Source organism: Methylobacter sp. Wu8 (genome assembly GCF_036440755.1).
GTDB lineage: Bacteria > Pseudomonadota > Gammaproteobacteria > Methylococcales > Methylomonadaceae > Methylobacter_A > Methylobacter_A tundripaludum_A.
In genome coordinates this window covers 27997-43065 of sequence record NZ_JAZGVT010000072.1, presented here as the reverse complement: position 1 = coordinate 43065, position 15069 = coordinate 27997, and the positions used below count along the sequence as shown (strand labels likewise).

Here is a 15069-nt window from a genome sequence, read left to right as displayed (position 1 = left end):
AAAAAAGTAAAAGTTGTTACAGATATAAGGCTGCTTTATTTGATTTCAAGCCTGTTCATCGATGCTGGGAATATCCGCCGGCTTTTTTTCGGCTGCTTTGGCAACCAAGACCATCGCGGGACGGAGCAAACGTCCGTTCAACGTATAGCCTTTTTGAAAAACGTTAACCACCGTATTCGGCTCGGCGCCTTCCACCGCCTGCATGGCCATGGCCTGATGCAACTCGGCGTTAAAAGGCTGGCCGATCGGATCTATCGTTTCAATTTTGAATTTTGCAAATACTGATTCGAACTGTTTAATCGTTAATTCGCTGCCTTCGCGGAATTTTTTCACTTCCTCGCTATCGCCTGTTGCCGCCTGTAATCCCAACACCAGACTGTCTAATACGGGCAATAATTCCTTGGCAAAACCCGTTAGAGCGAATTTATGTGCGTCTTCCAAATCCTTTTGCGTTCTTCTTTTCAGGTTCTCCATCTCCGCCTGCGCGCGAACCGCTTTGTCCCAGTTCTCCTGCGCTTTTTGCTCAGCCTGGGCCAATGCCTGCTGTAACTCTTCAATAGCAGGCTCGTGCTCGGCTAATTCGGTATGCGGTTCTGCAACCGTTTCGCTTTCAGTTTTAACCTGAGATCCAGGCGCTTCCTGATCAGTACTCATTATTCATAGCTCCTTAATATTTAAAATTAATACCCATGCCGGACGGCACAAGAAAATGGATATTATTTATAGTGGGGTCGTTGATTTCGGATTCAAGGCGGCCCCCAACAATTTCGCCGTCACATCGACAAAAGGAATGATTTTCTCGTAGGCCATGCGCGTCGGCCCGATCACGCCCAGAACACCGACCACTTCATCGCTGACCGAATACGACGAGGTCACCAGACTGCAATGATCGAAAGCCCGATAACCGGATTCTTCGCCGATAAAAATCTGTACACCCTCGGCTTTCATGCACTGATCCAACAAATGAATAACGCCCTGCTTTTGGCTGAATGCTTCAAACAGCCCTTTTAGCCGTTCCATATCCGACAATTCGGAAAACCCCATTAAATTGGTTTCGCCGGTCAGCACATAATCGTCTTTTTTATTGTCCCGATCGAACGCCAATTGCGCCATTTTTACCGCATCCAACATGCCCTGGTTCATGCGCTCCTGATCGTCTTGCAAGTCCTTTAAAACGGCTTTGCGCACCGCATTCAGACTACGGCCGGAATAAATCGAGTTTAAATAATTGGCCGCTTGCTGTAATTCGGCGGAACTGAATACTTTGGAGGTATGGATGATTTTATTGTGAACTTCCTGCTCGTTGGTAACGAAAATAACCAACACGCGGGTATGAGATAAAGGCAGGAACTCGATATGCCGCAAGCACACCAGCTCTCTTTTAGGCAAGGTCACCACCCCGGCCATCTGCGTTAATTCCGACAGCAGTCTCGATGCGACGCCGATCATATCATTGCTGTCATCGCTTACCGACAAGCCCTGATGCAACCGAGTTAAATCTTTCGATTCCAGCGGCTTAACCGTCAACAAGGTATCGACAAACAAACGGTAGCCGCTAACCGTGGGCACCCGCCCTGCCGAAGTATGCGGTGAATGCACCAGCCCCAGATCTTCCAGGTCGGCCATCACATTGCGAATCGTTGCCGGACTTAAATTTAAATCCGAATCTTTTGCCAAAGCCCGCGAACCGACAGGCTGACCATCACTGATGTAACGCTCGACCAGCGTTTTTAAAAGCTGTAGCGACCGCTCATTTAAAACTTGCGTATTACCCACACTTACCTCTGCGACCATGTTTAGCACTCCATTAACATGAGTGCCAGCGAGGCAAATTATCAGCTCATCAACCTATTGTCAATAAACCTAAAAACCGGTTAATGTTTATATTTCCTTGATATGCCAGTCGCGTCATATCAAAACCATCCGCTCATCTTTCCCGCCGATTTTATTTTTACCCAACCAAAACATTGTAAAACGACAGGCTAAGTGTTTTGCTTCAAATACTCTCTTACAAAATCCATTGATGAAACGACGCCTTTTATGAGCTGGTTTTCCAGTATGACAATGTGATGAATTTTGTGTTCTAACATTAATGTGGCTGTTTCTCTGGCGGATGTATCAGGACTTACAGCGATGACTTTATGCGTGCACAATTCCCAAGCATGTTCAGCTTTGGGATTTTTCCCCTTTTCATAAAAATGCACAATATCCGGATAAGTGATAACACCAAAGCAACGTTGCTTCGAATCAACAACGAGCGCACAACACGATAACTTGTTTGCATCCATCTTTTTTTCAACCATATCAATAGTCTCGCTCATATCTACTGTCGTGATATGTCTATTCATTAATAATGATATTGGTCTATCCATAAACATTAATGCCTAACATAAAACCAGAAAGCCGCAACGCATCCGACCTGCCGTATAATACCGTTTCATCTAATACCCAGCATGATTACACCGGTTTTACACCTTAGTCCAATGCAATCCGTTGAAAAATACCCGCGCCCAAAGAAACGCCGACCTGACGGGCATTGATTGCCAAGGAGAACGCACTGACGATGACGCTGGGGAGAATCCGCCATCATAAGCACCATATCAACTCCCCACACGCAAAATTTATTGTTAATCTCGTACTGGCGGCGGCGCCAGTACAACTCTCGAGCCATTGCTTTCCGCAGGACTTACTACGCCGGCCGCCTCCATAGCTTCAATCATGGTTGCCGCGCGGTTATAGCCAACTTTGAACCGCCGTTGCACACTCGATATGGAAGCTTTACGGCTTTCCGTGACAAACTGCACGGCTTCGTCATACAAGGCGTCGCTTTCGGCATCGCCATTACCGCCACCCATGCTATAACCATCACTGGAATCGGAAGGTTCCCGGGTGATGTCTTCCAGATAATTAGGCGGCGCGGTTTGTTTTAAGAACTCAACCACGCGATGCACTTCATGATCATCGACAAAAGCGCCGTGAGCACGGATCGGAATGCTGGTGCCTGAAGGTAAGAACAGCATGTCGCCGTTGCCCAGCAGGGTTTCCGCGCCGCCTTGATCGAGAATGGTGCGCGAGTCGATGCGTGACGACACCTGGAATGAAATCCGGGTCGGCACGTTGGCTTTGATCAGTCCGGTCAATACGTCGACCGACGGGCGCTGCGTGGCCAAAATCAAATGGATACCGGCCGCACGGGCTTTTTGCGCCAGACGGGCGATCAGCTCTTCAACTTTTTTGCCGACAATCATCATCATGTCGGCCAGCTCGTCGATGACGATGACGATGCTGGGCAGGGTGCTTAAGGTCGGATATTCTTCGCCTTCTTCCAACGGGCTGATCATTTGAAACATCGGATCCCTGATAGTCTCGCCTCGTGCGGTCGCGTCTTCTACCAGTTGATTAAATCCGGCAAGGTTCCTGACGCCCATTTTGGACATCAATTTATAGCGCCTTTCCATTTCGGCAACCGCCCAGCGTAACGCGTTGCTGGCTTCCTTCATGTCGGTCACGACGGGCGTCAACAAATGCGGAATACCTTCATATACCGATAATTCCAGCATCTTCGGGTCTATCATGATCAAGCGCACCTGTTCCGGCGTCGCTTTATAAAGCAGGCTCAGAATCATCGTATTGATGGCGACCGATTTACCGGAACCCGTGGTGCCTGCGACCAATGCATGGGGCATTTTGCCGAGATCGGCAACCATCGGCGTACCGGAAATATCCTTGCCCATCGCCAGCGTCAGCAGGGATTTGGACTTTTCAAACGGTGCCGACACCAATAACTCGCGCAAGGTCACCATTTCCCGCTCACGATTGGGAATTTCAAGACCGACTACGGATTTACCGGGGATGATTTCAACGATACGCACGCTGGTCACCGATAGAGCTCTGGCCAAATCTTTAGACAGCGTACTGATTCGACTGACTTTAACCCCTGCCGCAGGCTGTAATTCAAAACGGGTGATAACAGGGCCGGGATGAAAGCCGACCACGGAGACGACGACGTTAAAATCGGCCAGAATATCTTCCACCAAGCGCGACATTTCTTCCAAATCGGCTTGCGAATAACCGATAACACGGGTGTCGCGATGATCCAATAACTCCAAGGAAGGCAAAACCCCCTGGCTGGCGTCATATTTAACGGCTGGCTGTTTTTTGGGCGATGGATTGTTTTTTGCCAGTTTCTCTACCGGTTTTTCGATAATTGATATAGCTTTGGCGCTGACCTTTCTCTTAGGTTCCGATTTTACAGGATTATTGACCGGCATCTGAGCGCGCTTGGCTGAACGATCCTGCAATAAGCCCAGAACGCTGCTGCAAAAAAAACGGCATATACATACCGTATATTTGCCGATAGCATCGATTAACGCGATCCATGACACTCCGGTAACCAAGGTGACTCCGGCCAACAAAACCACCAATAAAAATAAAGTCGCCCCCGAATTGCCGAGGACTACCAGCAATGCATTACCAGTTTCCTGACCTAAAATACCTCCGGTGTTGCTGGGCAGTTCAATACCAATTCTCAACAGATACAAATTCAATAACGCAGCACCTGAAACAATGGTCGCTATAGAACCTATCCATTGCAGCACGACAACCATTTTTTCCCGACCTTGTCTGCCTTGAGTGTAGATCAAATAACCTTGCCAGAAAATAATGACCGGAAACAGATAAGCGGCCAAGCCGAAACAGCTGAGCATAAAATCAGCGATCCATGCACCAAAAACACCGCAAGCATTAGAGACTGTCTGTACTGATCCGCTATGCGTCCAACCCGCATCCTCGTTACTAAACGTGATCAGCGAAATTAAAAAAAATAATGCGCCTGCGATGAAGCCTAATAAAGCAACTTCTCGCAAACCGCGAAAGGGTTTTTCTTCCATCACAGCAGCCATATTCAACAACTCGTCACATAAATTACTAACAAAACATGATTATAGATCAATAATGACAGGTATAGCATTAATAATATCCGCAATAAACCTCAGCTCGCATTTCTATAATTAACCTCGGTCTATGCCGATAAAACAGTTTACGAAACCCGCTTTCGTCTTCATAATTAATTCTTTGTCTTGCCCCTGCAAAGGATTTTTTAATGAGTGATTCCAGACATTGCCGCCTTTTGATTCTCGGTTCCGGCCCCGCCGGCTATACTGCCGCAATCTATGCCGCACGAGCCAACCTGAATCCGGTTATCATTACCGGCATGCAACAAGGCGGTCAGCTGACGACGACGACCGAAGTGGATAACTGGCCCGGCGATGTTGAAGGCCTGCAAGGGCCTGCCCTGATGGAAAGAATGCTTAAACACGCCGAACGCTTCAATACCGAGATCATTTTCGATCACATACACTCGGCTGACTTGTCGGCTCGCCCATTTACGTTAACCGGCGATTCAGGCGCTTATACCTGTGACGCGCTGATTATTGCAACCGGCGCTTCGGCACGTTATTTGGGGCTGGAATCCGAGGAAGCTTTCAAAGGCAAGGGCGTTTCGGCTTGCGCCACCTGCGACGGCTTTTTCTACCGGAACAAACCCGTTGCGGTCATCGGCGGCGGCAATACGGCTGTTGAAGAGGCGCTTTATTTAGCCAATATCGCCTCGAAGGTCATTGTCGTGCATCGCCGCGACAGGTTCCGTTCCGAGAAAATCCTCGCCGACAAGCTGATCGAAAAATCGCAAAACGGCAATGTCGTGATCGAATGGAATCACCAACTGGATGAAGTACTGGGCGACGACATGGGCGTTACCGGCCTCAGAATCAAAAACACCCAGGACGGTTCGACCAAGGAACTGGATGTGCATGGCGTGTTTATCGCTATCGGTCACACGCCCAACACCGGTATTTTTGAAGGGCAACTGGAGATGGAGCACGGCTACGTTAAAGTCAAAAGCGGCATCCACGGAAACGCGACTGCAACCAGCGTTGAAGGCGTATTTGCTGCGGGCGATGTGATGGATTCCGTTTACAAACAGGCCATTACTTCGGCGGGCGCAGGCTGTATGGCGGCGCTGGATGCGGAAAAATTTCTTGATGAATTAAATTAGGCGAAAGACAAAGGGCTAAAGGCGAATAAACCGCGCTCCAACGCAGAGCTGTCTTTTTTCGCCCTGCGCCTTTCGCCTTTCGCCTTTCAAAAATGCAACTGACTGTTCTCGATCCGAATAACCCCGAACAAGATTTTCCCTCGACAAATAGAGCCCTCCGCGAACCGGACGGCTTGCTTGCCGTCGGCGGCTGCCTGTCCCAAAGCCGGCTGTTGAACGCCTATCGGCACGGAATATTTCCCTGGTACAACCCCGGCGAACCGATCTTGTGGTGGTCGCCCGATCCCCGCTTGGTTTTGTTTCCGAATAAACTGGTTATTTCCCGCAGTTTAAGCAAAACCCTGCGTAAAAATATTTTTACCGTAACCATCGACCAGGCTTTTAATGACGTTATTGCGGCTTGCGCAGATCCCCGCAAAGATGCTGCCGGCACCTGGATAACGCCGGAAATCAAAGCGGCTTATAAGCAACTGCACCAAGCCGGGTTTGCCCATTCGGTTGAAACCTGGCTTGACGATGAACTGGTTGGCGGGTTATACGGCATTGCACTGGGCCGGGTTTTCTTTGGCGAATCCATGTTTCACACCAGAACCGACGCTTCCAAGGCGGCCTTCGCCACCTTGGTTAAACAGCTTGTGTCCTGGGGCTACCAATTGATAGACTGCCAAGTGCATACAAGGCACCTGGAAAGTTTCGGCGCCGAGGAGATTGACCGGAATTATTTTACCGTCTTACTCGATCGATACTGCGACGCTCCGGCCGCGCCGTCTGCCTGGCAAAGGTTAGATGAATGAGACTGCCGCCCGGCTCTTGTCCCGGTTAACTGCGTTGTATCCGATAGATGGTCAGACCTATGTTCGCCTGCTGGGAAAAATATCTAAAGGCATTAAAATCTTCTTCAGTTAACGGCTGCTCATTAATCCCGCGATCGGCATAAATTAAGCCGATCGGCATTTTGTTGGAAAAAATCGGCATAATGAAACATTCGTTTTTTCCAATCACATTAATATCCCTGAGTGTGTATAACTTGGAATTAACCGAAGGTTTAGCCCAAAAAGCCTGGGTACCGGACAGCGCATGAAAAAAGAGATTGGGCGGCGTTTCTGAAATATTGAAAACGACCTTGTGCTCATAGGTTTCTTTACGCCAGCCCAAAGACAGCCTTTCTCTAAGAGACTGCTTGTCGGCAACCAACAAAGAAAAAATAGTCCGATCCATGCCGATACCCCGGTGGATCCCCTCAAGCGCCGTTTCCAGTAACAGATTAATGTCAATCCGATCGCTTATTATTGAGGTAATGTCCTGCGAGATCTGAAGTTGCAGCTGTTTTTTATCAATAACCGGCGACAATTCGTCCAAGCCAACAAATTGATTGAGGCGGCTTTGAATGAGCATAGAAGCGTCAGTAGCCCCAAATTGACAGGCTATATCAGCCGCAACACTGGTGTTGTTTTGCAGCTTTTCATTGATAACTTTTTTGGATTGATGGGTAAGCGTCTCAATTTTCCTGACACAAGTCTGATATTTTCTTGAACCTGCACCCTCTTTCAATGCCTCGGTGATTTCATATCCTAATTCGACTAATTCAACCCTGGGTTTCTTGGACAAAACGCCCGGCTTAATCGCTTCTTCAATCAAACCGCCTAATTTCCAGGCCTTGCTTAAAGAAACGCCCAGCTCTGCCAATGTAAACCCGAGCACCTTCTTTTCCGCTGCTTCATGGCTGCAATTTCCTTTATTTATCAAAGCTTGAATGCGCTCTCCCTGTTCTCCGCAAAAGCACCAAAAAGAGATCCTGCCAATATGGTTAAGCAACGTGGCAATAAAAACTTCTTCCGGCGATGAATCGTTGGTCGCAAGCGCTATAGACTTTGCGTGTACCGCAGCATGAATAGCTTGGGCGATTTCTTCATTAGCCTGGCGCCTGTTAGTCGCGGACAGAATGGATTCCAAAAAGGAGCAAACCAGCGTTAGTTCGCGAATCACCTCGGAACCGATCATAATAATGGCTCGTGACACGGTAACCATTTTCTGACGCGTTGGATTGTAATGGGGGGTGTTGCTGATTTTTAGTAATTTAACCGTCAGATTCGGGTCCTGCAAAATAACAGAGGCCAGCTCCATAGCGCCTTTTCTATCATCGCTCAAAATATCATGGATGCTGAGCGCCGTATTGGAAAATATCGGCATTTCTTCCGTACACAGCACATGCGTCCACTCATTAAGAGTAAGAGGTTCCGATATGATTTTGGGAGGAACCACTTCCAAGGCCATTTCCATTTTTTCGAGACTTAGAAGGTCGTTCTTTGATGTCATTTGTTCACCTGTAATACTTTTAAGCCCTGCCAAGATGGGCGACATCTACCCCTGCCGGCAAAGATACAATTTGAATTATGTTTCATAACGAGTTGGTTGCTGGCGCCTTCAAAAAATCTTTTCTGGTGATGGCGGAAATAGACATGATCACAATTTCTTTGATCTCCAACAACTTCGTATCAATATGCGCCGTTTTGACGGCGGATTAGCGATAGATGCAAGACAGATAAAATTTGCCCCGGTTTTATGCAACATCGCGCCAAAGCGTTGTTAAACATTAGCTCGATACCCTGATGACTTTAGTTCAAACGTCAAATAATATCCTATACCTACCCTTGATGCTCAACAATGCCAGAACTATTGCCACATAATATACAGACATCGGACAAGCTGTCCTCACGCATCTAAAAACATTGGGGACTGTGCCGCCAAGCTTTCGGGCTTGCCCTTTTTCAGTATATTGACATTAAATAAGCAAACAGATACGGCCATTTTGGTATTACAACAATACAACACATGGGTTTTCTATGTTTTTACAAAGTTTTTTAGGTTAAAATAGCCGACTTTCGAAGCTGGACGAGTGAGCAGCGATGGTGACCCCAATAAATGCACCTCACTCGGCTTTGAGCTACCTGCATGTATCCGACGCATTTCATCCATTCCGATGGCTACCGCCACCGCGGTCTTAGGTTGTGTGACTGCGGTTATGGTATGTAGCCCACTGCCCCGGTACGAGTCCTCAGTGAACACTCATTATTTGAACGTTTACCGAGAGCGGTCACCAAAAAAGTTTTTTATGCCCAACTTTAGAGTAAAAACATGACAGATTTAGCGCATTACAGAAATATCGGCATCTTCGCTCACGTCGATGCCGGTAAAACAACGACTACCGAGCGGATTTTAAAGCTTACCGGTAAAATCCACAAAATCGGTGAAGTACACGATGGCGCGGCAACCACAGACTTCATGGAACAGGAGCAGGAGCGCGGCATCACCATTCAGTCCGCTGCGACAACTTGTTTCTGGAAAGACCATCGTTTCAATATCATCGACACCCCTGGACACGTTGACTTTACTATCGAAGTATATCGCTCACTGAAAGTTCTTGACGGCGGTATCGGCGTTTTCTGCGGTTCAGGCGGCGTAGAACCCCAATCGGAAACCAACTGGCGTTATGCTAACGATTCTGAAGTATCGCGAGTTATCTACATCAATAAACTGGATCGCATCGGCGCCGACTTCTATCGCGTGGTTAAGCAAGTTGAAGACGTACTCGGCGCCGTGCCGTTGGTTATGACTCTGCCTATCGGCACTGAAGACCAATTCTCCGGCGTCGTCGACCTGCTGACCCGTAAAGCCTGGATATGGGATGATTCCGGCGACCCAATGAACTACGAAATCAAAGACATCCCTGCCGACATGGTGGCGGATGCCGAAAAATGGCGCGAAAAAATGATTGACCAAGTTGCCGATCAATATGACGACGTAATGGAAAAATATCTTGAAGGCGAAGAACCTGATATTGACACCATTAAGCGTTGTATCCGCAAAGGTACGATTAACCTGGATTTCTTCCCAACTTACTGCGGCTCGTCTTTCAAAAACAAAGGCGTACAGTTGGTGCTTGATGCGGTTATCGATTACCTGCCTTGCCCGACAGAAGTTAAACCCCAGCCGGAAGTCGATCTGGAAGGCAACCCAACAGGCACCTTTGCTATCGTTGATGCGGACAAACCGCTGCGCGCGCTGGCATTTAAGATTATGGACGACCGCTTTGGCGCCTTAACTTTCTTGCGTATCTACTCCGGCAAACTGGAAAAAGGCACTTCCGTACTGAATACCTTTACCGGCAAAACCGAGCGTATCGGCCGTATTGTGGAAATGCATGCCGATACCCGTAATGAACTTGATTCGGCTCAAGCGGGCGATATTGTTGCGGTATTGGGCATGAAAAACGTGCAAACCGGTCATACGCTGTGCGATCCTAAGTTCCCCGCAACATTGGAACCGATGGTCTTCCCTGATCCCGTTATCTCACTGGCGATTTCACCGAAAGACAAAGCGGCTTCCGAAAAAATGGGTATCGCGCTGGGCAAAATGATTCAGGAAGATCCGTCTTTCCACGTTGAAACCGATGAAGACAGCGGCGAAACCATTCTTAAAGGCATGGGCGAGTTGCATCTTGATATTAAAGTTGATATCTTGAAACGTACTCACGGCGTTGACGTTATCGTCGGTAAACCTCAAGTGGCTTACCGCGAAACCATCACCAAGCCGGTTGAAGACGAATACACCCACAAGAAACAATCAGGTGGTTCAGGTCAATACGGCAAGATCAACTACATCATCGAGCCAGGCGAGCCAGGCAGCGGTTTTGTGTTTGAATCAGCGGTTACCGGCGGTAACGTGCCGCGCGAATACTGGCCTGCCGTTGAAAAAGGCTTTAAAAGCATGCTGGATAAAGGCGTTCTGGCCGGATTCCCTTGCTTGGACTTTAAAGTCATCTTAACCGACGGTGCTTTCCACGCGGTTGACTCATCTGCGATTGCGTTTGAAATTGCGGCGAAAGCGGCTTTCCGTCAATCGATCCCCAAAGCGGGTCCGCAATTGATCGAGCCAATCATGAAAGTTGATACTTTTACGCCAGCTGATCATGTGGGTGATGTTATCGGTGACCTTAACCGTCGCCGCGGTATGATCAAGTCTCAGGATGCAGGCGCAACCGGTGTTCGTATTAAGTCAGATGTACCACTGAGCGAAATGTTCGGCTACATCGGCGACTTACGCACTATGACTTCTGGCCGCGGCCAATTCTCTATGGAATTCTCGCACTATTTACCGTGCCCGAAAAACGTGGCGGACGAAGTTATCAAAGAAGTAAACGAACGCAATAAAAAGAAATAAGTTGAAAGCTACGCCGGGCGGCTTGTCCGCCCGGTTACGCCCTCCCCATCGGACCCGTTCACTCCGCAATCCCCCCAACATTGTATTTGCCGCATTCACAGCCAATACAGGCAAAATATACCCCCGCCGCCGAGTTATCCGAAAGATCGATGCGCACTGTAATTTCTTATAAAATTAAAGCATTAAGATGAATTTGCCATTCATTCTACGAATGTCTTTCGAACTGCAAAGCTTGCTCCGGCTCTTTGTCGCTAACCTTGTTTTTTAGCTTGATGGAGTGTACTGCAGATTATCCAGCTCCAGTTGGATACTGCCAATTTGGTCATGGGCAATGCCTATCTGAATGGCTTTATTAATGTAGGACTGGGCCTGCATGGATTTTTTAGGATCAGGTTTGGATGTTTTCAAATCATGAATAATGACTTTCAGCATATTTAACGTGATTGTCTGGTTATTAGGCATTTTTTCGATAGCATCTTCAAAAATAGCAAGAGCCTCTTTAATCTTACCTTCCTTAAATAATTTGACGCCCTGATTATTAATATCAACTAATTCCTGCTTTATCCGGGCGACCAATTTTCCCCCATAATTATCGCCGATAACTGTACTGCACATTTTGTCGATGTCTGCAATAAAAGGCTTATCATCAATGTTAGTTTTAATTAAATCTTCAAGAATTTCATCCGCAATTTCACCGGCCCCGCTCAGATGACTGATTTGCGCCATTTCCAAACGCAATTCTCTGGATATTTGTTTACCGAATTGCTCATGTAATTTAAATGCTTTTTCATAAGGCTTCTGCGCCACTACGCCGTTATTCTTTGCTTTTTGGATCTCGATTTCCAATATGGCCGCCCTAAGCCTTGAGTCGGGATCATTAAAAAAACTCTTGTTCATCTCATTCAATATTTTTAGCGCATCACCGGCTGAGTTGGACTTTAAATGAGCTTTAGCCAAACCCGAAAAATCATTGGATGAGCCATAAACAGAATGCTTACCTAAATTAACAGCGGCTTTATAGGCTTTTTTTGCAACTTCGATATTTTCAATCTTATCGGCTAAGGAGGCCAGCCGCTGCTGCCTTAAGATAGTTTGAGGTGAAATATCAATCGCCCGGTTAAGCGCGGCCAATGCTTCCTGATCATCTCCCAAAGCTTCATACGCCTTCGCCAGCCAGTCATAAGCTTCCAACATCATAGGATATTCCTGAATGAACTGCTTAAGAGACTCTACAGCCTGCGTATAATTACCATCCAAGAAAATGATAATAATCAAACCCAACTTAGCCCAGGGCAAGTCTCTTTCTTGCAGTATTTCCTGGTAAACTCTTTTGGCCGACTTAAAATCCCTGATTAAAAGCGCTAGTTCAGCACGTATTTTTAATACATGTAAGTGCGTTTTTTTATTGCTTTGCTGAAGTAGTTTTTCACAGTTTTGTATCGCCTGGTAAATATTGCCCATGTCTATTTCGCGTTCGATACTGACAAGATATTCCTTGCGGGTAATACATCGTTCGATCCGGGTTGACAATTGCAACCGGTTAAAAGGCTTTATCAGATAATCATCGGGCTTGCAGTCGAGAGCGCTAAGCACCATGCTCTTGCTGTGTTCAACGGTAATCATTATGAAAATGGCATTAAACGGCAACAACTTAAAATGCTTGGCTTCTTCGAGAACCTGTTGACCATTTTTCCCGTCGCCAAGATTATAGTCGCAGAGGACAATATCGAATTGGCTGCGCCTCATTTCAACGATTCCGTTAATGCCGGTTCCCGCTTCAACGATATGCCGCGCCCCCAACGAATACAGTATGTGCTTAATGGTTTCCCGTATGATCGCCTGATCTTCGACCACCAGAATCTTTTTTGAGTCAAATTTCATAAAAACCGATATTAACCTTAAATTGGCATATGGAAAATCTTATAATTGCCGACTTCATTGCAAAAATAACGCGAAAACCGTCATCAATAACTTCAAAAGATTAAAAATACAAACCGTAGCACATATTTACGCAGCCTTTTATGTCACTGCTGTAATTAAAGATTTTGACAGTTAAATAGTACATCTCAGGACGAGACCAGGAATCTGGGCTTCGCCTAGCCTAGACAATAAGTGGGGCGGCTACTTTTGATAGCTCACGCTGAAAAACCGACGTTATCGCGGCCAACAGCACAAAACGAAAGGCTTTATCGAACCGGAATAATCTATAGCCGCCGACCTGACATCTGACGACATCGGGAAAACCAAGGATTCCGCTAAACTTATCGCACTCGAATGCTTAGCGATATGCCGATATTTGGGCTAATCGCAAGATTTTGTCAGTCGGCTTACAAACACATTTATTTTCTTCCTGATAAGAAAGGCACAAAGACAACCGGCTCCAGCTTCTCAACTTCATAACCGTTTTCCGTCCGCGTTACTCGCTGTAATCGTTGACTGCCTCCCTTACCAATCGGGATAACCATCACACTGTCGACAGCCATTTGCTGCAACAGCATTTCCGGTATTTCAGGTGGCGCAGCGGCCACTAAAATACCATCATACGGCGCATGGTCCGGCCACCCCCACCCGCCATCACTGTGCAGAAAACTGACATTCTTGAGCTTCAAATCCCATAGACGGTCTTTGGCTTTTTTCTGTAACGGGGCGATTCTTTCAACGGAATAAACATGATCGACCAGCTGCGCCAGAATTGCCGTTTGGTAGCCGCAGCCGGTCCCTATTTCCAATACTCTGGTTAACCGGCCTGACGACGCCAACAGCAGTTCGGTCATTTTTGCGACGATATAAGGTTGGGAAATCGTCTGGTTGTAACCGATCGGCAGCGCGGTATCTTCATAAGCCCGGCTGGCTAAAGCCTCATCCATAAAAATATGCCTGGGCGTATTGCGCATTACATCCAGAACTTTATTGCTGCTGATACCTTGCTCGATTAACCGGTTGATCATACGCTCACGGGTGCGCAAAGAGGTCATGCCTATTCCTTGCAGGCTTTGAATCATAAATCATGCTCCTTGGGCAGCCACACTTTTAAATCATTGATCCGCTCATACCGCGTCAAGTCCACCTGTAACGGCGTAACCGATACGAAGCCCGCATTAATGGCGTAAAAATCAGTTCCGGGACCTGCATCCTGCTCCCCCCCTGGCGGCCCTACCCAATAGATCATCCGGCCGCGAGGATCTTCGCTTTTGACGACCGGTTCCGACTTATGCCGCTGCCCCAACCGGGTTGCCTGATAACCCTTTAAATCTTTAATAGCGACATCCGGCACATTGACATTAAGAATAGTGTCTCGCGGCAAGGGATTAGCAATCAATTGCCGTAACAGCGTTACCGCAACATGTGCGGCGGTATCAAAATGCCGAGGGTTGCTCCCGACCAACGAAATGGCAACGGCAGGCAGGCCTAAAAAACGCCCCTCGGTTGCGGCCGCAACCGTACCCGAATAAAGCACATCGTCGCCTAAATTTGAGCCATGATTAATCCCGGCAAAGACCATGTCCGGCTCATTTTCAAGCAAGCCGGTTATTGCCAAATGCACGCAATCGGTCGGCGTGCCGTCAACTTTGGTAAAGCCGTTATCCGCGGCATGGGCGCGCAACGGCATTTCCAGCGTCAAAGAATTACTCGCTGCACTGCGGTTCCTATCGGGAGCCACCACCGAAATTTCGGCATGCCCGCGCAATGCATTGGCTAATGCAATAAGACCTTCGGCCAGGTAGCCGTCGTCATTACTCAATAAAATATGCATTATCAATCGCCCTGAAGCTAATTAAGCTATAAAATCAATC

At 47.5% G+C, this 15069-nt stretch carries 11 protein-coding genes and 1 pseudogene; 3 read left to right on the top strand and 9 right to left on the bottom strand.

The window, feature by feature from the left end; all coding sequences use genetic code 11:
• Positions 1-45: 45 nt before the first annotated feature.
• The 4 genes from grpE to V3O24_RS15030 form a co-directional block, all read right to left on the bottom strand.
• The gene (grpE, locus tag V3O24_RS15045) at positions 46-654 is read right to left on the bottom strand and encodes a nucleotide exchange factor GrpE (RefSeq protein WP_104422958.1); all 609 of its coding nucleotides are present in this window, start codon (positions 652-654) and stop codon (positions 46-48) included.
• A gap of 66 nt (positions 655-720) precedes the next feature.
• Complete coding sequence (hrcA, locus tag V3O24_RS15040) at positions 721-1794, bottom strand: heat-inducible transcriptional repressor HrcA (RefSeq protein ID WP_219820792.1); 1074 nt, start codon at positions 1792-1794, stop codon at positions 721-723.
• A 188-nt stretch (positions 1795-1982) separates the two neighbouring features.
• Positions 1983-2372 (bottom strand): CBS domain-containing protein, encoded by a 390-nt coding sequence (locus tag V3O24_RS15035; RefSeq protein WP_331307844.1) that lies wholly within the window; start codon positions 2370-2372, stop codon positions 1983-1985.
• 255 nt (positions 2373-2627) lie between these two features.
• Positions 2628-4901: a DNA translocase FtsK 4TM domain-containing protein gene (locus tag V3O24_RS15030; RefSeq protein WP_331307843.1), complete on the bottom strand. Its 2274-nt coding sequence runs from the start codon at positions 4899-4901 to the stop codon at positions 2628-2630.
• 200 nt (positions 4902-5101) lie between these two features.
• Here V3O24_RS15030 and trxB point away from each other — a divergent pair, with 200 nt between their 5' ends.
• Together trxB and aat are read left to right on the top strand one after the other, a co-directional pair.
• Positions 5102-6055, top strand: coding sequence for a thioredoxin-disulfide reductase (gene trxB / locus V3O24_RS15025; RefSeq protein WP_331307842.1), 954 nt, complete (start codon positions 5102-5104; stop codon positions 6053-6055).
• Positions 6056-6147: 92 nt separating this feature from the next.
• A complete protein-coding gene (gene aat, locus V3O24_RS15020) occupies positions 6148-6849 on the top strand; it encodes a leucyl/phenylalanyl-tRNA--protein transferase (protein ID WP_331307841.1) in 702 nt (233 codons plus the stop codon).
• A gap of 25 nt (positions 6850-6874) precedes the next feature.
• On the opposite strand, the gene V3O24_RS15015 is transcribed toward aat, so the two are convergent.
• Entirely contained in the window at positions 6875-8371 is a 1497-nt protein-coding gene (locus V3O24_RS15015; RefSeq protein WP_331307840.1) for an HDOD domain-containing protein, read from the bottom strand.
• An 819-nt stretch (positions 8372-9190) separates the two neighbouring features.
• Here V3O24_RS15015 and fusA point away from each other — a divergent pair.
• Positions 9191-11275, top strand: coding sequence for an elongation factor G (gene fusA / locus V3O24_RS15010; RefSeq protein WP_104422962.1), 2085 nt, complete (start codon positions 9191-9193; stop codon positions 11273-11275).
• 264 nt (positions 11276-11539) lie between these two features.
• On the opposite strand, the gene V3O24_RS15005 is transcribed toward fusA, so the two are convergent.
• The 4 genes and pseudogenes from V3O24_RS15005 to surE form a co-directional block, all read right to left on the bottom strand.
• Positions 11540-12736, bottom strand: coding sequence for a tetratricopeptide repeat protein (locus tag V3O24_RS15005; RefSeq protein ID WP_258076571.1), 1197 nt, complete (start codon positions 12734-12736; stop codon positions 11540-11542).
• A gap of 114 nt (positions 12737-12850) precedes the next feature.
• Positions 12851-13156 (bottom strand): annotated as a pseudogene (locus V3O24_RS15000) (response regulator); the annotation flags it as partial.
• Between the two features lie 458 nt (positions 13157-13614).
• Positions 13615-14277 carry a protein-L-isoaspartate(D-aspartate) O-methyltransferase gene (locus V3O24_RS14995; protein ID WP_331307839.1) on the bottom strand — a complete coding sequence of 221 codons (663 nt, stop codon included), beginning with the start codon at positions 14275-14277 and terminating at the stop codon, positions 13615-13617.
• Positions 14274-15029 carry a 5'/3'-nucleotidase SurE gene (gene surE, locus V3O24_RS14990; RefSeq protein WP_331307838.1) on the bottom strand — a complete coding sequence of 252 codons (756 nt, stop codon included), beginning with the start codon at positions 15027-15029 and terminating at the stop codon, positions 14274-14276. Before surE ends, V3O24_RS14995 begins: the two co-directional genes overlap by 4 nt.
• Between the last annotated feature and the right edge of the window lie 40 nt (positions 15030-15069).